The sequence below is a fragment of the Streptococcus infantis genome (assembly GCF_047464215.1).
GTDB lineage: Bacteria > Bacillota > Bacilli > Lactobacillales > Streptococcaceae > Streptococcus > Streptococcus infantis_P.
This window is the reverse complement of sequence record NZ_JASHCG010000001.1, coordinates 180,508-198,414: the sequence shown is the minus strand read 5'-3', so window position 1 is coordinate 198,414 and position 17,907 is coordinate 180,508. Positions and strand designations below refer to the sequence as shown.

Here is a 17,907-nt window from a genome sequence, read left to right as displayed (position 1 = left end):
TAAGCATAAAATCTCAGACTTCTATAGCATTATTTGATCAATTCGTAAATAGCTTCAGCGTAGATAGCTGCTGCGCGGAAAAGATCATCCAAGGCGATAAATTCGTTGGCTTGGTGCATAGTATCGATAGAATCTGGGAACATAGCACCGTAGGCTACACCACGCTCTAAGAGACGACCAAATGTTCCACCACCGATAACTTGTTCGTGACCTTGAAGTCCTGTTTGTTTTTCATAAACATTCAACAAGGTTTGGACAAGCGGATCTTCCATTGGCACATAGTGAGGAGTGTGACCATGTTCAGAAAGGCTAACTGAAGCAACTGGCAAGGTTTCAAGAACTGACTTGATTTGCTCTGGGCTGGTTCCTTTTGGATAACGGAAGTTAAGGGCAATAGTATTATCAGCACTTGCTTCGTCAAAGCGGAAGACACCCGCATTCATAGAAAGTGCTCCCATTTTTTCGTCCACATGAGCTACTTTCAAGTTTTTACCTTCGTGGTCATTCAAGAGAATCTTACCAGCAACATCAAGGTAGTCTTTTGCAGGTCCTTCAAAAGCAAATTGGCTGAGGAAGAGGGCAAGGTAAGTCGCACCATTGACACCTGAAGCAGGCATAGCACCATGGGCTGATTTACCAATTACAGTCACCTTGTACTGACCGTTCTCTTCTTGGATGTCTCCTCTGAGTTTGTGCTCTGCAACGAAAGCGTCTAGTTTTCCTTGCAAGTCAGCTAAGTCACCTGAAACGACTGCTGTTGCTGATTCAGGTACCATGTTTTCACGCAAACCACCTGTGAAGCTGTGAAGACGAACTGCACCAGTATTTTCACCGGTAAAGTGAAGGTATTCAGTGATATTTCCTTTTTCACCATTGATGATAGGGAATTCAGCATCTGGAGAGAAACCAAAGTCTGGTTTTGCAAGTCCTACATGCTCAAAGTAGTAATCCATATCTGCCCAACCTGATTCTTCATCAGTTCCGACGATAAAACGAACTTTTTTAGAAGTTGGAAGACCCAATTCTTTGATGATTTTCAAACCATAGTAACAAGCTGTAGTTGGTCCCTTATCATCAGAAGCACCACGCGCATAGAGACGACCATCTTTGATAGTTGGAGTGTAAGGATCAGTGTCCCAACCGCTACCAGCTGGCACTACGTCCATGTGGGCAAAGATTCCGAGAACTTCTTCTCCTTCACCAAACTCAAAATGTCCTGCATAATTGTCGACATTTTTTGTTGGGTAGCCATCACGGTCTGCGATTTCAAGGAATTTTTCCAAGGCTTTTACTGGCCCAGGTCCAAATGGATGCTCAGCATCTGCCTTGCTGTCATCACGTTCTGAGTTGATTTCCAAAAGGCTAAACAAGTCAGCCAAGAGGTCTTCTTTACGTTTTTCTACTTCTGCTGTAAAATCAATAACTGTCATTTTTTCTTCCTATCTTTTTTCGATAATTTCATCTACTGGCAAGCGATAGCTTGGTTCCAACTTCTCATCTGTGTATCCCACTGTAATCAAGAGCTCTGGACGGAAGCGTTCTTCGATTTCCAAGACTTCATTGACTTTTGATTTGTCAAAACCAAGGATAATGTTTGATCCGATTCCTTGGTCAGTCAAAGCAAGGACCAAGTTCATCGCAACCAATCCAGCATTAAGAGCCAAGTAGTCACTGACTTGTTGGTCGTTGTAACGCGCAAATTCGGCTGGAAGATTTTTCATAAAGTATTGAAGTTGTTCTTCTGAGAAATTGTTAGCACCACCAACTCGGGCAATCTTACGAGCACGTTTGGCAAGGTCTGTATCCGTAAACAGGGCAATGGTTACAGGGGCAGATGCTACTTGCTCAAAGTTTGAACCGTAAGCTAATTTTGCTAATTCAGCATTTCTCTCACGAACCACAACAAACTTCCAAGGCTGACTGTTGTGAGCACTCGGTGCCAAGGTTGCGATTTCTATAGCTGTACGAACATCCTTCGGATCAACCGGTTTATCAATAAAATGCTTAGTCGCATGACGTTTTTTATTTAACTCAAGAAATTTCATAATTGATTTCCTTTTCTAATTCTACTGCTTCCATTTTACCATATTTTGAAAGAGCTTGCAGAGATTTTTCATTAGTGAAACAAATTATCTTTTTTCAAATTCCACTTTCAGTTCTAGGCTCCATTTTAAAATTTATAATGTTTCTCTATCATCTCCATAAAAAATATATATTAGATATCTGATTGATTGTCTGGTAAGCTAGACACCATTATCTTATGAAAAAATTATTCTTATGATTAGCCATTAGTCCCTTGTTGGTCGCCTGTGGACAATCTAAACAAGAAAGTACTTCAACTTCCACTGCTAGTCCTAAAACCATTGTCGTAGCAACTGCCGGAGACATCCCACCTTTTGACTTTGAAAAAGATGGTAGCCTAACTGGATATGATGTTGAAGTTTTAAAAGCGGTCGATGAAAAACTGGATCAATACAAGATTGAATTTCAAAAAACAGCTTGGGAAAGTATCTTCCCTGGAGTGGATGCTGGCCGTTACCAAGCTGCTGCCAACAACTTGAGCTATACCAAAGAGAGAGCAGCCAAATACCTCTACTCCCTACCTATCGCTAAAAATCCTTTGGTGCTTGTAAGCAGAAAAGACAAAGCTCTTACTTCTCTGCAAGACATCGCTGGTAAAACAACCCAGGATGATACTGGAACTTCTACTGCCAAGGTTGTTGCGGACTGGAATCAAAGCCATTCAGACAATCCTGCTACCATCCAATACTCTGGTGAAGATGTCGCTAAACGTCTGACTGACCTCGCAAATGGCGAATTTGATTTCCTAATCTTTGATAAAATCTCTGTTCAAAAAATTATCCAAGACCGAGTTTTAGACTTGAACGTAGTTGACTTGGAAAGCAATGACAATCCAAACAATTACATCATCTTTTCAAGTGACCAAAAAGAATTTAAAGACCAATTTGACAAGGTTCTTAAAGAACTCTACCAAGATGGAACCCTTGAAAAACTCAGCAAAACCTATCTCGGTGGTTCTTACCTACCAGATCAATCTCAATTACAATAAGAAATATTAAAAGAGAGTGGGACAGAAATCGGTAATTCGTTAGAATTCGATTTCGTCGTCCCACCTCCGCACAGTTGAGTAGGGCTGTAAAAGCTGATGAAATCAGCGCAGTTGAGCCCACTCAACCACTGCGTCTTGCTCGACAATCCAACATCAAAAAGAGGCTAGGACTTTTGTCCCAGACTCTTTATTTAGTATCTGTTCATTAAAGCAACTCTTACAAAAAATCAAAATAATTCTTCACATCCTCCACATAGCCATGCTTTTCATTTAGGCTAGCAAGTAATTCCCTATTATGTCCTTGATAGTTGTCCTCACGTCGTAATTCTTCATACATTTCGATAAAAGGAAGACCTTTGGTCTTGGCTGATTCTAGCTCTGCTTCATAATCATAGGCAACCTTACGAAATTGGATATTGACCAATTCACCATTTTCAACCTCAAGTAAGGCATACTGGGCTCGGTGATTTTTCAGCCCTTCCCAATTAAAATAAGGCATACCAATCGAACCTGGATTGATGATTTGTTGGCCTTGGCTACCATAACGTAGGAGCTGTTTATGGACATGCCCATAGACGGCTACATCCGTAGTTTCATCAAGTAACTGGTCAAATTTTTCGGTATTATTTTCAACCAGCAAATCACCACCATAATTTTTCTCAGGTAAATTATGAGAAAGAGAAAAACGTAAGCCTTCAACTTCTTTCTTGGCTACCATAGGCAGATTTCTCAACCAATCAATATGCTCTGGCTTTAGGTCCTCCATCAGATATTGAGTCATCCTGAGAAGCTGGATTTCTTGGGGATCCTCTAAACCATATTGCCCATCTAAAGCCTCTAACACACAATCATCCCAGTTCCCTCGAACGGATGCTGTAATGGGAAGGTCTTTCAAAAGAGCCACCAAGTCATTTGCTCCCGGCCCAGGAAGAAAAATATCTCCCAGAAGCCAATATTCAGTCGCTCCCAAATTTTTAGCGTCTTCAAGAACTCCAGCCAAGGCTGTCGTGTTACCATGAATGTCTGATAAAATTGCAATCTTATGGTTCATTTTCTGCTCCTTCTTTAGTGGATAGCTTTCAGTCTATCCAATTCACTCTTATAATTCTGTACTTTTCTTCATTATAGCATAAAATCGCTAAAAGATTTTCACATAGAAATATTATCACCAAGATTCTTTTAAAAATATGTCAAAAATAGTTGACATTATGTTCTTAAAAGAATATACTATAGTCAAATATATGTGACATAAACTAAAAAGGAGGAAGCATGAATCGCGTAAAAGAATTCCGCAAGGAACTGGGAAAGTCCCAACTCGAACTTGCCAAGGATATTGGTGTCTCGAGACAAACCATTAATATGATTGAAAACGACAAGTACAATCCAACTCTGGAACTCTGTCTCAATCTCGCCCGCAGCCTCCAAACTGACCTCAACAGTCTCTTTTGGGAGGATGATTTTTAAAAAGGAGAAGAAAAATGAAAAAAGAAACCTTCACTGAAAAGCTCATCAAACGCACTTACGGTATTTCTGATCCACTGGACGAATACAAACGGCGCGAAGCTGACCGCATCGGAAATAAAGTCTTTATGATTCTCTTTTATCTGATGATTTTCGGCAATCTTATTCCGCTTGTTCTGGCCTATCAATTTCCTCAACTAGTGGCTCTAGTCTATCCTCCTCTGATTTTAGTGATTGCCCTCATCGCTGCTGGCTATGTCACCTACCAAATGCAAAAAACTGGGATTACAACTATCGAACCAGATATGCTGACTGAGAAAGAAAGTAAGCAACTACATTACCCTGGTCTGAAAGCTGGGATAGTCTATGGATTAATGAGTTTTTTTTCAACCCCTCTTCTCCTTATACTGCTAGGTGAGAGTCAGGACTATCTTCAGTCTCTTCTCGCTTTTAAAAATATTTTTTCAAGTATCCTCCAGTCTGTCTTCTTTGGAGTGGTCATACAGATTATCATCTCCCGTCGCATTGCAAAAGCCAAGGAAGACCAGGATAAGGATTAGGAGGAAACTCATGAAAAAAGAAAAGAAGCAGTTACGTTATCCTGGTCTAAAAGCAGGTTCGATTTATGGAACAGTGATATTTTTTATAATTCCACTCATTGATACCCTAACAAGTGAAAATTCAAATTTTATCAGTTCTCTTCTAAATACAAAACATATTTTTAAAACTATACTGGGAGCTTTCTTTTTCGGAGTTATGATACATATTGTCGACTCACTTCGCATTGCAAGAGCTAAAAAAGAGCAAGATAAGGATTAGGAGAAAGCTTATGAAATCACTAGTAACTTTACTTACCTATCATCTTTTGTTTGCTTCACTGCTCATCTTCATCATCGTTTCAGGGAACTTGCCCATCTACGATACAGTCCTTGTTCTTGTCTTTGTTCCAGCACTCAACAAAGGACTGACTTATCTAAAGATAGATTCCCAAAAAACGCGCATACTCAACTTAGCACTATTCTTTATGATTCTATCCTTTCTATCCTTACCACAACTGACGGTTATTTCAAACGATTGGAAATATTATCTATTGCTAACTATCGCTATCCTTTCTTCTATTACTTATCTTTATTATCTCTATCAATTCGTAAAAGAAACAAAATAACATCGTTCATTTAGGAGAAATTACCCATGAAAAAAGAACCCCTCTATGAAAAACTAATCAAACGTATCTATGGCATTTCAGGGCCACTTGATGAACACAAACGGCGCGAAGCTGAGCACATCGGAAATAAAATCTTTATGATTCTCTTTTACCTCATGACTTTAGGCAATCTTATTCCCTTTGTCCTTGCTTTTAGATATCCCCAAGTAGTCGCTTTTGGATATCCAATCATTATCTTTCTAATTTCCATGGTTTGTGCTATCTATGTCACTACTCAAACTAAAAAAACTGGTATTGCTGCTATCGATCCTGATATGTTGAGCCAGAAGGAAAAGAAACAGTTACGTAATCCTGGACTTAAAGCTGGTCTGGTTTATGGAATAGCCATGTTCTTTGGAATGCCACTTCTCAATATCCTAATGGATGATAGCAAAAGCTATCTTACCGCTCTTTTGAATACAAGAAGCATCTTGTCAACCATCGTTGCAGCCTTCTTTTTCGGATTAACAGTGCATATTGTCATCACTCTTCGTATTCAAAAAGCTAGAGAAGATCAAGACGACGATTAGGAGGAAACTTATGAAATCACTACAAACTTTAATTCTCAGTCATATTTTGGTCAGTATCTTTATGACAGTTTTCCTAGTTTATGGGCAGATTACGCGTCCTTTTCTGATCATCTTCCTCTTAGCCCTTCCTGTCTTGAACAAAGGACAAAGATTTCAGAAAATCACATCAAAAAAAATACGCCTCTTAAACGCATCACTCTGCTTTATCCTCGTATCTTTCCCACAACTGTTAACGAATTCTATGGATTGGAGATATCTACTATTTCTAACCATCTGTATCGTTTTTAGTCTAGTCTACTTCTATACTCTCTATCAACTCTTTAAAGAAGCTAATCAAAAACAAGGTTATTAAGAGGTCACTACCATGAAAAAAGAAGACTTAACCACTCGCTTAGTTCGAAATTTCTTTCATATCCAAGGACCCTTTGATGAATGCCGTCAAGAGGTCATCTACAAGGCTTGCGCCCGTTCCATGGTCCAAATCTTTTACTCTTCCTTCTTTCTCTTCCTATTCTATCTTTTGTTTGGGCGCTTTATAGAGATAGTTCGAATGGCTATGCCCTATCTCTACTTCTTGATGATTTTTGCCCTCAGTCTCAAGGCAAGATATTCTACTAGAGGGCTCCACTTAGAAGATGATGATCAATCCGAGATTCCACAAATCACTTACAGCAAGCGTCAAATCAAGTTAAGAAGTTGGATAGTTGGAACTAGCATCCCAACTCTCTACTTATTTATCCTATTTTCCAAAAAAGTAATCCTTGAAAATCACTCCATTGCAGATTTCTTTTTGCAGTTTCTGGAACTCAAAATGATCGCTTTTTTCCTACTAGTCGGACTCGGAGTAGGATCAATCTTCGGTACTATGACTTATTACTTTTTATCTGAACATGAAGAACAGTAGGTATAAGCTGAACTAATTGATTATGTTTATTGTCGACAACAAACCCCTAACACTTCTCAGTGCTAGGGGCTTTTTTAGTTCCTTAAATACCGCATATATTCTACTAATACATAGACAAGGATTGTTAAACAAATGATCGTTTCCAGCCAAACGAGGAGGTTAAGGACTGGAAACTGCAGAATGCCTTGGGCCATTTTCAATGAAGTTGCTGTGATGATAGTTGGGAAGGTTAGGGCTGAAAAAGCTGGTTGAAATCCCTGTTTTAAAATCCTTGGTAAACGACTGAGGACAAAGAAAAAGAAAGTTTGTGAAGCAAGGATCATGACTAGCAAAATCCAGCCATGAAGACCTGAACCTCCGATCCGAACGAGTGCTGCTAACAATAGAGAAAAGGGAGCACAGTAGATTCCTTCTTGCCCCAGTAAAGCCCGTGGCAATGGATTACTTTTCAAATCTTGATAAATCAGAGGATAAAGGAAAAGGGTTAAGGTAAAGCCAAAAATCCAAGCGCCATAGGCAATCTCGACTATGCCCACGACTGGGTAGGTCAAGCTTGCTACTGCAATTCCCACATAAAGAACTGTCCAACTTGGCGTTGCGCTCGTTCTTGGTTTAGTCTGCACATAATTTTTAGTGAAGTAGATGATTAAACCTACATCCAGTAGAAAGGCAAACCACCAAAGAGCTTGCGCTATGATACTCATACTCATAGGTAAGATTCGCAGTAAGTAGGTTGATAAAATCATCCCTGCCATAGGAAAGGTCGCCATTCCCGATAATAGAGGAGCTTTCTTAAGTTCTTGCTGGCTTTCTTGCCAATCACTAAGATGACTGTATAAAAAATAAAACCATAAAATCAAGCCTGACAAACTAAAGACATGGGATAATAATGGAAAAATATCCAGGATGAGATTACCTGCTCCAGCCAATCCCAATAAGCACCCTGAAAAGGCCAAGGGGAGTTTTTTCATGTGAACCTCCAATAGTCATGTTATTATCAGTATAGCATAAAAGCGCTTAAATGAAGTATTAAAAAACGAAGTTTAAAAAGATAAACCTCGTTTTTATTTTCTTTATTGTTAGTTTGTCGCTAGAATATGTCGCAATTGCACTGCACTAGGAGAAACAATTGGCAAAAAGGCACCTTCATTCCAACGACGTATGAAACCGGATGTCGATTTACTAAAATATCCTCTACCGCCACCAGCTTGTAGTTCTAATAAGAGACTTTGGGCAACAACATCAACAATATCAATTCGTAACTGGAATAGCTCACGCGGATTTCTAACGAAATAGGACTCTTCAGATAGTCCTTGATAGAGAGAATGTCGAATATCATCTAACTGTTCGACCTGATGCTGCCATTCTTCCTTCAAGACACCTCGTTTCCCCAATTCTTTTTCGACTTCTGAGAGTGAACGTTCAGCCAAACCAAAGGCTAGGCCAAATTGGTAGCCTAAAAAGGCTGGACGATTTTGCGCTAAAAATTGATGGGCATCCCTCGATAGAATCCACTCTTCCTTTAAAGATACCTTGTTAAAAGTCAGAGCTGCTGTATTCCCTCCTTGGAGAGAAACAAATTCCAAATCTTCGGAACGACTAAAGTTTTCTGCGTCCGATGGTACGGCTACTACATAACTTGTACTCGGATCATCTGCAAATCCTGCTACAAAAATAGTGAGGAAGCGATCCTTACGAGCATTGGTTACCCAAGGAAGTCGTCCTTTAAGATAATAATTTCCATTTTCTTCAAGGATACGAACATTTAGTTCCTCTAAGTCAGATAGATACTTGACCGCATTAGATAAGGCCGTAGCACCTGCATATTCTCCTGATAAGAGTTTTTCCAAGTAAACTTCTTTGAAATAAGCATTATCAGTATGAAGAATATTGTCTATTAAAGTTCGTTGCCCCCATGAGATGAAGGAGGCTGTTAAGGAATGTTGAGCGAGTTCAGCAAGGATATCGATAACATCTTGGTCATTTCCACCTAGCCCTCCAAGAACTTTTGGTACTCCTACACGAAAGGCACCTTCTGCAGCAATTTTCTCAATCAGTTCTTCTCCAGCTTGACATGATTTTTTGTCAATTTCATCGGCGTGCTGGTCTAACCAGCTTAAGAATTCTTCTGAAAAAAATCCCATACTTTGTCCTCCTCTTATGCATAAGGTTGTAATTCTGGATTAATCGGTGTGTTAGCTAGGTTGTTAGCATAGTTACAAAGACTTGCTAAACTTACACCGAGAATAACATCCAAGGCATTTTCTTGCGTATAGCCAGCTTCAAGGAATTCTCCAAGAGCTTCATCTCCTACGCGCCCTTTGGTATTGATGACTGCCAAGGTAAACTTAGCTAGGGTATCCAGCTTAGGATCGCTTTCGATTGGGGTACGATTGCGAAGGGCTTGGAGAAGGTCATCATTCATCTGGATTTGCTTGATAGAAAAGGCTGTGTGACCAGCGACGCAAAAGGCACAACCGTTGGTTACGGCTGCAGTGATTTGCACCACTTCGCGCTCTACAGGTGTTAGACTATTGCGACGGTTAATAGCGCCAACAGTGCGATAAGCTTCTAGGGCTGTAGGGGCATTGGCTAAAAGACAGATAAGATTTGGGATATAACCATTGTTGTCCTTTTGTACCGTTTCAAGAACTTCTTTCACTTCTGCTGGCGCTGATTCTACTGTGTGGATAGTAAATGTTGTCATAAGGGGACCTCTTTTCGTTTTGTAATTGAATGGTTTCTGCGAAAATCTTTCGAAATCTCATCAGCCTATTGAACAAATCCTTGCCTTGATTGATGATTCATTAGCTTTTCGTTGACAATAAGTCTAACACAGAATCTATACCTTGCATAATATATATTTTAAATTGCACTGATAAAAAATTTTTATGAAAACAAAAAAAAATCACACCAGATGTGTGATCATAACTGTTAATTTATCTGATGCTTGTTTCTTAAAACTAAGATGGACTCTACTAGCAAGCAGCATATAGCCAAGCCAAAGCCAGTAAATACTCCAAAATATTCTGTGATGGTACTCATTAGAAAAACAGAAGCAGAAAAGGCCAATGTAGAGACAACTTCAATAACGGAGTAAACATTCACAAGTTCCTCCTCATCAACCGATTCCTGTAATAATACACTCTCAGGGACTTCCTTGATTTGAGATAGAAAACCAATTACTAGAGATAGGAATAGAAAAATAGGTGCATTTGGAAATAGCACTATCAACAGAGTTACTAGTGCTGTCGCTAACAAAGAAAAGATCATAGTCTGATATTTATAGGTAACAACTTTCTCTGCTAGACGGAAGATAATAGCTCCTCCCAAGATAATCCCCAAGGAATAGGAGGTATTGACGTAGCCCCAATAGCTTTCTGACCGATGTAAAATCTCAGTCACAAAAACAAGTAAAACAGAAGATACCCAGATAGCATTAGCTAGAATTTCTAAAAGATTGGCTCGGACAATAAAGCCTAATCTTGATTCTTTAGCCACCAATCGCCAACCTTTTGTTAGAGTCTCAAGACTTGTTTCAGAGGACAACTCTTCTTTTTCGACTAGTGGCAAACCGAACATCAAAATCGTCGAAAGTGTAAACAAGACTAACACAATGAGCAGGCTAGGATTCATTCCCAGACTCGCAAATAAGAAACCTCCTAGGCCCCAACCAACGAGTTGTACACTTTCTCCACTCATAGAAATAGCTGCGTTCGCTTTAGCTAAATCACTTGCATAGCGTGGAACAATCGCATAGGAAACAGGTGCTGCAAAACCATCCAAAACGGAGATTAAGGTAACAATAGCATATAAAAGAGGGAGGGAAATAGTTTCAGATTGCTTGAGTAGAAAAAGTAAAATCGCTAGCAGAATCGTCTTACCAAATTGAGTCAAGAAAAGAACACGATTTAAAGCTAGTCTCTTCGTTACTAATGGAACTAAGAAACTGGCTAAAAAGGAGGATAGACCAATCAGAATTGGCACTAGGGAGGTTGAAATAACCGAACCAGATAAGACAAACACATTTGCAATCACAACAACTCTAAAAAAGACATCTGCTAGATTCGCAATCGCCTGTGAAACCATTAGTTTTCGAATATCTTTTGACATATACACCTCCAGTTTATTTTTCTTTCTCACATAGATGAAACAAGACATATCAGAACAAAAACAGATTTATGCTGACTATTATACAATAAATAAAAGTGCAAATAAAGAATATCATAAAAGAGGTACTCTTGAATTTCATTCATCTTATGACATAATACTCTTCGAAAATCTCTTCAAACCGCGTCAACGTCGCCTTGCCGTATATATGTTACTGACTTCGTCAGTTCTATCCACAACCTCAAAGCAGTGCTTTGAGCAACCTGCGGCTAGTTTCCTAGTTTGCTCTTTGATTTTCATTGAGTATAAAATAAAAGACTAGCCCTAGTAGTGAAAAAACTAGCATCTCACAAACAGATGCTAGTCTTATCTATAAATGGGAATATCAACCATACATTATTTATCAAAATACTTCTTAGTCTCAGCGATAACAACTGGTGATAAGGCTAAGAGTGCAATCAAGTTTGGTAGAGCCATGAGGGCATTAACAATATCCGCAATGACCCAGACCATATCCAGCTCGATAAATCCTCCCAGCAAGACCATGAGTACAAAGACAACACGATAAAGCCAGATAAAGCGAACGCCAAAAAGAAACTCAAAACAACGCTCTCCGTAATAGTTCCATCCCAAAATCGTAGTAAAGGCAAAGAGTACCAAGAAGATTGTTAGAAGAGCAGGTCCAAAGAAAGAAAATACTGTAGAAAAAGCTGACTGAGTTAGAGCAACACCATCTAAATTACCATTCCAAACCCCAGTCACCAAGATTGTCAAACCAGTCAATGTACAGATAATCAAGGTATCAATAAAGGTCCCTGTCATGGAAATCAAACCCTGCTCCACCGGTTCGTTGGTCTTAGCTGCCGCAGCCGCAATGGGAGCTGAACCCAATCCCGACTCGTTTGAGAAGACACCACGCGCCACACCATTTTGAATAGCAGTTCGGATACTGGCTCCTGCAAAGCCTCCTACTGCAGCCACTGGACTAAAAGCTGATGTAAAGACCAAGGCCAGAGTTGCAGGGAGTTTCTCGATATTAAAGAAGATGACTGTCAAAGTTCCCAAGATATAGACAATAGCCATAAAGGGAACAACTGTAGTTGACACCTTAGAAATAGACTTGAGCCCACCAAAGACTGCGATCCCTACGAAAATAGATAAAACAAGTGCAGTAATTGTCGGATCAATACTAGCCGTATTTTGCACGGATTCTGTAATGGAATTCACCTGGGTAAAAGTACCAATCCCTAAAAGTGCAACTAGTACTCCAGCTACAGCAAAGAAGATTGCAAGGGGACGCCATTTTTCGCCCATCCCTAGAAGGATATAGTGCATCGGTCCTCCTGCTACCGCACCATGATCATCCTTGGTTCGATATTTGATAGCAAGTAGTCCTTCTGCATACTTGGTTGCCATTCCAAAGAAAGCAGCCACCCACATCCAAAAAAGAGCCCCTGGTCCTCCAACCTTGATAGCCGTTGCGACCCCGATGATATTTCCTGTACCAACAGTTGCTGCTAGGGCTGTACACAAGGCAGCAAAGCTGGAAACATCACCATGTCCCTTGTCTTTGGTAAAAATAAGCTGGAAGGCCTTACGAAGACGCAAAATTTGTAAGAGTCCTAAACGAAGAGTTAAATATATTCCTGTACCAACCAATAAGATCAAAAGGGGTGGTCCCCATACCAGAGCATCCAGCTCTTTTAGCAAATTTAACATACCATTCTCCTATCTATTCAACCCCAAAAGAAAGAGTACATGTTAAAAACATGTACTCTGGAATGCATCGATAAATGCTAAAAAGCGCTCTATCATTGCTCTGTCCTTTTACCTGAGAGTTTGAGCAGTTGCCTGCCTTGCCCCTTCGGTGCCTTTACGGTCTCTCCAGAGTTCCGTCCATTTACAGTCATGAAAAATCAAACGATTTTCCACTTCTATTAAACTTCATTCGGTGTTGTATTTAATTTTTTCTTATTTTACAAGAAAATTTAGCTCTTGTCAATTATTTTCAGAAAATTTTATTATACTTTTTATGATTTTTGCTTTACTGAAAGTTCTATAATGAAGTTAGCCATCCAGCTCTCCTAAAAATTAGATGCTTCAACTAACTTATAGCTAGTACCCGATTTCATTTGATATGAGGCTTGATGATGTTAAGCTGGTGTCCAAGGCTAAGACTAGCCTTGCTTTAGCTGACAAAACAGCTTCAAGGGGTCCTCTTGTCACATGAAAGCTCTTATAGGCATAAGAAAACAGCTCTGTGTTATACTTGCTGTTCAACCACAAACACAAGAAAGGCACAGAGATTCAAAGCTATTATACTACAAAAGCCAAACATTTGACAATCGATAGCCGTCGCTTAATCGAACGATGGAAAAAGGAAGGGAAATCAAATAGAGAAATTGCCTCTCTACTTGGAAAAACTCCTCAAACTATCCATACTGAAATCAAGCGCGGGACAATTCTGCAATGTGTTGGAAAAGGGCGCTTCAAAAAGGTTTATTCGGCCGACTATGCTCAACAGTCTTATGAAAGTGCTGGCATTAAGAAATCCTCACACATCACGCAAGGAAATCGATATATCAAGCAAGCTTTGACCATGTCGGGATTGATTGCAGCAAATTCTAAGGATCCAGCTTTTTCTTCTTTTTACAATCGAATTTCCCAAAGAGGAAGCAAGATGAAAGCCATCATTGCTTGCGCCCATAAGATTCTCATACTCTTCGAAAATCTCTTCAAACTGCGTCAACGTCGCCTTGCCGTATATATGTTACTGACTTCGTCAGTTTCATCTGCAACCTCAAAACAGTGTTTTGAGCTGACTTCGTCAGTTTCATCTGCAACCTCAAAGCAGTGCTTTGAGCAACCTGCGGCTAGTTCCCTAGTTTCCTACTTTGCTCTTTGATTTTCATTGAGTATCAGAATCATTTCTCCACCAAACAAACTTATCAAAAAGAAAAGGCGCTAGGACTGAGGAAACAGTTCTAACGCCCAAAATAAAAAATTTTCAATTACAGTGTAGCACAGGAAGTGATTTTTTGCGCTTTTTACTGTTTTTTTCAAATAAAATACTAAATTATTTTTAAAAATCAACTTGTGATAATGGCCTTCAAATAAACATTTTGAATTTTCTTTGTCTTTCTTTACATTTCTAAAATGCCGATTGCAGGGATCGAACCTGTGACCTTCGCGTTACGAGTGCGGTGCTCTACCAACTGAGCTAAATCGGCGATTCCACTTATAGTATAGCACTATAAGGACGGATGTCAAGAGATTCTTAACCTATCTTTTTAATCAAAATCTGACAAGGATTCTGAGGTCCCCAAAGTTGCGGAAAAATCTCTAGTTTTTTAAAGCCAAGACTGCGATAAAAGATATTGGTTCGGTCATAATCCTTGTTAGAACCTTCTGCCACAGTTTTTACCTGCAAATAGTCGACTTTTTTGCGTGCTTCACTTTCTAAAGTAGCAAGTAATTGGCTCCCAATTCCTCTACCTTGATGAGCCTTTTTTACTCCGAGACAATCAATCTCTGCACAATCTTCACTAGAATAGGACAAGCTTACAAAGCCAGTTAAATCACTCTCCTGATAGGCAGCCCACACTTGCAAGTCCTTGGCTCCTTCGATATAGGCTTGCGTACTTTCTGGAATTCCAAACCATTCTGGCAAATCCTTTAAAACATCAGCGACAGCTGCCATTTTTTGATTATCATCCTTGACTTCTTCAATTACAAACATCATAAGTTCCTTTCTTGATTTTAGTCCTACTTTACCTCTTACGAACCAGCACTTTCGTAGGCATCTAACCCCCTGTCCCAAAGTTTTAAAGAGATGCAAAAGAAGATAAGAGAAATCAGAATCAAACCACCAATATTCCAGAGCCCATCCTTGTCCTGCAAGAAATAGCTGGCAGGATAGTAGGCCGTAAAGGCGAAAGGAACGATAAAACTGATCAACCAACGAAGAAGTGAATTGTATATAGAAATCGGGTACTTGGCAAAATCATTAAACATATAGAAAATGTAAATCATTGCTCCTGACTGCTTGGTCCAAAAAGCGATGCTGGCTGTCGCGATTTTCAAGGAAGTATAAATCAAGGTCGCAAAAGGAATGCAGACTAGGAAAAGCAGGAATTTGGGAAGAGTCCAAGCAATGCTTGATACAGTTGTCGCTAGTAAAATTCCACCGACCAATAGTTCGCCCAAGGCATCAATCTGAAAGGTCTCAACGAGGATGTGAAAGAGAGGATTGATAGGACGAGTCAGATACTTGTCAAACTCACCTTTTCGCACCAAGCGTTGCCCTAACGCCCAGAGATTGTCAAAAAAGAGATGGTCCAGTCCCTTGGGAATCAAGGAAAATCCATAGATAAAGGCGATTTCTTGAAAAGTCCAACCTTCTAGTGATGGAATGTGTTGAAAAATGACATTGAGAAACAAGAGGTTCAAGCCTTGAGTTAGAAAAACTCCCAGCACACCAACCACAAAATCCACCTTGTATTCCATGATTTGTTTGATGTATTGTCTGATAAAAATCAGATGCATACGTTGATATTTTTTCATACTAACCTCCCTGAATGGTAATGAATGACTGGACTCGTTTCCAAATCAACTGAGACAAGCCCACCATCACTAAGAGCCAGAAAAACTGTACCAAAAGCGCCTGAAGAATCTGATTGGTATCGTATTTCCCAACGATAATCATGACCGGAGTGTAAATCAAGGATGAAAAAGGCAGGAAGGACAGAATATCTGCAACAACCTTTGGAAAGAAAACCAAAGGAATCAAACTTCCAGACATAAAAGCCACTATGGAAGTTTTGAGGAGATTGGAACCCCATAGATTTTTAAACACAAAAGCTGAAAACCCAAAACAGATATTAAAGAAAAAATTAATCAGGTATGCCAGCGTCAAGCTAAAAAGATAAAGAACAGTTAAGCCCAACATTTCTACGATTCCTTGTCCAGATAAGATTTTCATCAGCACAATGACACTTAAAAATGGAAGTCCAACAGAGATAAAAATCAACCACTTGGAACCAAGCTCAGTGAAAAGATAGGAGGCTGCAAAATGCACTGGTCGCAACAATCGCATAATAATGGAACCATCCTTGACCTCCTCCCCAATCATAAAGGACGAGTCTGATCTAGTCAGAAGATTGGTCACAAAACTCATGATGATGTAGAGGGTGATATCTGCCATACTGAAACCCTGAATCAAGGACTCCTGCGATGAGTCAAAGACAGCCTTCCAAAGATAAAAAGCCACAAAAGCCCCCATGACATCGCCAATCCGATAGAGAATAAAGTTGACTCGATAGGTAATCAATTCCTGAACACCTGCATTGATAAAGGGTTTATAACGTCTCCACAATTTGACCATCTTAGAGCTCCTTTCGATAGAAGCGACGGATAATATCCTCTATATCCGTATCCACCATCTTCAAATCGCGGATTTCAAAATCAGACAGGGTTTGCTTGATAATGTCCGCCGACTGGTAGCGTGAACTATCAAATTCAATGTTGAGGCTATTTCCTTGTCTATCAATAGACATATCAGGTAGGCCTTCATAGTGAGAAGCGAGATGACTTTGCCCTGGCACTAATTCAAAGGATAGAGTCTTCATCTTGCCAAAGGTCTCCTTGAGCTGGCTCACCGTTCCATCAAAAATCTCCTGCCCCTTATCAATCATAAAAATCCGATCACAAAGTTGCTCAATGTCACTCAGATCGTGAGTGGTCAAGAGAATGGTTGTTTCTTCCTCTTGATTGATCTGGGTAATGGCGCGACGAATGTTGTCCTTGACCGAAACATCCAAACCAATAGTCGGCTCATCTAAAAAGAGAACCTTGGGATTGTGAAGCAAGGAAGCCGCGATGTCCGCCCGCATCCGTTGACCCAATGAAAGAGTTCGCACGGGATCCTTGATAAAGTCCTTCAAATCCAAGACTTCATTCAAAAAGTCCATTCGCTTATGAAAGAGCGAATCTGGCACATCGTAAATCTCTTTCAAGACCGTGTAGGTCTCTTGCAGAGCCAAATCCCACCATAGCTGGGTCCGTTGTCCAAAAACAACCCCAATATCCTTGACATAATCTTGGCGATTGTCTTGCGGAATTTTGCCGTTAATCCGGCAAAAACCAGATGTCGGCTTTAAAATCCCGGTCAGCATTTTGATGGTTGTCGACTTTCCAGCACCATTTGCCCCAATAAAGCCTAAAATTTGTCCTTTTGGAACCTCAAAGGTCAAATCCTTGACCGCTTCAAAGGTCTGCTTTTCAGGATGAATAAAGGAGCGCAAAGCCCCCTTCAAACCTGGCTCCTTGACCGTCTTCACAAAATTTTTCTGAAGATGTTCCACTTCTATCATTGCCATATCTATCTCCCTATGGTAAGGAAGAGCAATATTGTATTATTGACTACAAATATTCTAAATCCTTACTTTCTAAACCTTCTACATTTTATTATTACAAAAGGCTTTATACCAACCTATTATAGTCTAATAAAAAATGGAATGCAAGCGTTTGCCTACAGATTATGAAATTAGAGATTTCTCTCATAAAATAATGGTTTTAATCCAATATTCTGGTTTAATAGTTTTCTGTAAACACAAAAAACCCACCCAAT

The 17,907-nt window shown here is 39.8% G+C and carries 20 protein-coding genes, 1 tRNA gene, 1 pseudogene and 1 riboswitch; of the genes and pseudogenes, 9 read left to right on the top strand and 13 right to left on the bottom strand.

Annotated features, from left to right (window positions below):
* Positions 1 to 29: 29 nt before the first annotated feature.
* A complete protein-coding gene (gene pepV / locus QM469_RS00895) occupies positions 30 to 1,430 on the bottom strand; it encodes a dipeptidase PepV (protein WP_414275854.1) in 1,401 nt (466 codons plus the stop codon).
* A 9-nt stretch (positions 1,431 to 1,439) separates the two neighbouring features.
* Positions 1,440 to 2,045 carry a nitroreductase family protein gene (locus QM469_RS00890; protein ID WP_414275853.1) on the bottom strand — a complete coding sequence of 202 codons (606 nt, stop codon included), beginning with the start codon at positions 2,043 to 2,045 and terminating at the stop codon, positions 1,440 to 1,442.
* 242 nt (positions 2,046 to 2,287) lie between these two features.
* Between QM469_RS00890 and QM469_RS00885 the strand changes: the two genes are divergently transcribed.
* Positions 2,288 to 3,070 carry an amino acid ABC transporter substrate-binding protein gene (locus QM469_RS00885; protein WP_248035735.1) on the top strand — a complete coding sequence of 261 codons (783 nt, stop codon included), beginning with the start codon at positions 2,288 to 2,290 and terminating at the stop codon, positions 3,068 to 3,070.
* Between the two features lie 217 nt (positions 3,071 to 3,287).
* Here QM469_RS00885 and QM469_RS00880 read toward each other — a convergent pair whose 3' ends face one another.
* Positions 3,288 to 4,121 carry a metallophosphoesterase family protein gene (locus QM469_RS00880; RefSeq protein ID WP_414275852.1) on the bottom strand — a complete coding sequence of 278 codons (834 nt, stop codon included), beginning with the start codon at positions 4,119 to 4,121 and terminating at the stop codon, positions 3,288 to 3,290.
* A gap of 218 nt (positions 4,122 to 4,339) precedes the next feature.
* Here QM469_RS00880 and QM469_RS00875 point away from each other — a divergent pair, with 218 nt between their 5' ends.
* The 7 genes from QM469_RS00875 to QM469_RS00845 are packed head-to-tail and all read left to right on the top strand — an operon-like array spanning position 4,340 to position 7,169.
* Complete coding sequence (locus QM469_RS00875; RefSeq protein ID WP_006152985.1) at positions 4,340 to 4,534, top strand: helix-turn-helix transcriptional regulator; 195 nt, start codon at positions 4,340 to 4,342, stop codon at positions 4,532 to 4,534.
* Positions 4,535 to 4,548: 14 nt separating this feature from the next.
* Positions 4,549 to 5,091 (top strand): DUF3278 domain-containing protein, encoded by a 543-nt coding sequence (locus QM469_RS00870; protein WP_414273194.1) that lies wholly within the window; start codon positions 4,549 to 4,551, stop codon positions 5,089 to 5,091.
* Between the two features lie 10 nt (positions 5,092 to 5,101).
* A complete protein-coding gene (locus QM469_RS00865) occupies positions 5,102 to 5,350 on the top strand; it encodes a hypothetical protein (protein WP_248035645.1) in 249 nt (82 codons plus the stop codon).
* A gap of 10 nt (positions 5,351 to 5,360) precedes the next feature.
* Positions 5,361 to 5,696 carry a hypothetical protein gene (locus tag QM469_RS00860; RefSeq protein WP_248035642.1) on the top strand — a complete coding sequence of 112 codons (336 nt, stop codon included), beginning with the start codon at positions 5,361 to 5,363 and terminating at the stop codon, positions 5,694 to 5,696.
* A 26-nt stretch (positions 5,697 to 5,722) separates the two neighbouring features.
* Positions 5,723 to 6,265 carry a DUF3278 domain-containing protein gene (locus QM469_RS00855; RefSeq protein ID WP_414275851.1) on the top strand — a complete coding sequence of 181 codons (543 nt, stop codon included), beginning with the start codon at positions 5,723 to 5,725 and terminating at the stop codon, positions 6,263 to 6,265.
* A 10-nt stretch (positions 6,266 to 6,275) separates the two neighbouring features.
* Positions 6,276 to 6,617: a hypothetical protein gene (locus tag QM469_RS00850; RefSeq protein ID WP_153225184.1), complete on the top strand. Its 342-nt coding sequence runs from the start codon at positions 6,276 to 6,278 to the stop codon at positions 6,615 to 6,617.
* A 12-nt stretch (positions 6,618 to 6,629) separates the two neighbouring features.
* Entirely contained in the window at positions 6,630 to 7,169 is a 540-nt protein-coding gene (locus tag QM469_RS00845) for a DUF3278 domain-containing protein (RefSeq protein WP_414275850.1), read from the top strand.
* Between the two features lie 74 nt (positions 7,170 to 7,243).
* Here the strand turns inward: QM469_RS00845 and QM469_RS00840 are convergent, their stop codons facing one another.
* The 5 genes from QM469_RS00840 to QM469_RS00820 all read right to left on the bottom strand — a co-directional run bounded on the left by QM469_RS00840 (position 7,244) and on the right by QM469_RS00820 (position 12,998).
* Positions 7,244 to 8,140, bottom strand: coding sequence for a TDT family transporter (locus QM469_RS00840; RefSeq protein WP_371607539.1), 897 nt, complete (start codon positions 8,138 to 8,140; stop codon positions 7,244 to 7,246).
* A gap of 108 nt (positions 8,141 to 8,248) precedes the next feature.
* A complete protein-coding gene (locus tag QM469_RS00835; RefSeq protein WP_371607540.1) occupies positions 8,249 to 9,313 on the bottom strand; it encodes an acyl-CoA dehydrogenase family protein in 1,065 nt (354 codons plus the stop codon).
* A 14-nt stretch (positions 9,314 to 9,327) separates the two neighbouring features.
* Positions 9,328 to 9,876: a carboxymuconolactone decarboxylase family protein gene (locus QM469_RS00830; protein WP_414275849.1), complete on the bottom strand. Its 549-nt coding sequence runs from the start codon at positions 9,874 to 9,876 to the stop codon at positions 9,328 to 9,330.
* A gap of 227 nt (positions 9,877 to 10,103) precedes the next feature.
* The gene (locus QM469_RS00825; RefSeq protein WP_371607542.1) at positions 10,104 to 11,282 is read right to left on the bottom strand and encodes a ryptide export MFS transporter; all 1,179 of its coding nucleotides are present in this window, start codon (positions 11,280 to 11,282) and stop codon (positions 10,104 to 10,106) included.
* 393 nt (positions 11,283 to 11,675) lie between these two features.
* Positions 11,676 to 12,998: an alanine/glycine:cation symporter family protein gene (locus QM469_RS00820; protein ID WP_371607543.1), complete on the bottom strand. Its 1,323-nt coding sequence runs from the start codon at positions 12,996 to 12,998 to the stop codon at positions 11,676 to 11,678.
* Between the two features lie 90 nt (positions 12,999 to 13,088).
* A riboswitch (glycine riboswitch) is annotated at positions 13,089 to 13,177 on the bottom strand.
* 407 nt (positions 13,178 to 13,584) lie between these two features.
* Between QM469_RS00820 and QM469_RS00815 the strand changes: the two are divergent.
* Positions 13,585 to 13,812: pseudogene (locus tag QM469_RS00815) on the top strand (helix-turn-helix domain-containing protein); the annotation flags it as partial.
* A 624-nt stretch (positions 13,813 to 14,436) separates the two neighbouring features.
* Here the strand turns inward: QM469_RS00815 and QM469_RS00810 are convergent.
* From QM469_RS00810 to QM469_RS00790, 5 genes are all read right to left on the bottom strand, one after another.
* A tRNA-Thr gene (locus QM469_RS00810) sits at positions 14,437 to 14,509 on the bottom strand.
* Between the two features lie 47 nt (positions 14,510 to 14,556).
* Positions 14,557 to 15,018, bottom strand: coding sequence for a GNAT family N-acetyltransferase (locus QM469_RS00805; RefSeq protein ID WP_371607622.1), 462 nt, complete (start codon positions 15,016 to 15,018; stop codon positions 14,557 to 14,559).
* Between the two features lie 38 nt (positions 15,019 to 15,056).
* A complete protein-coding gene (locus QM469_RS00800) occupies positions 15,057 to 15,842 on the bottom strand; it encodes an ABC transporter permease (protein ID WP_371607544.1) in 786 nt (261 codons plus the stop codon).
* Between the two features lies 1 nt (position 15,843).
* Positions 15,844 to 16,662: an ABC transporter permease gene (locus tag QM469_RS00795; protein ID WP_371607545.1), complete on the bottom strand. Its 819-nt coding sequence runs from the start codon at positions 16,660 to 16,662 to the stop codon at positions 15,844 to 15,846.
* Position 16,663: 1 nt separating this feature from the next.
* Positions 16,664 to 17,656 (bottom strand): ATP-binding cassette domain-containing protein, encoded by a 993-nt coding sequence (locus QM469_RS00790; RefSeq protein WP_371607546.1) that lies wholly within the window; start codon positions 17,654 to 17,656, stop codon positions 16,664 to 16,666.
* Positions 17,657 to 17,907 lie beyond the last annotated feature (251 nt).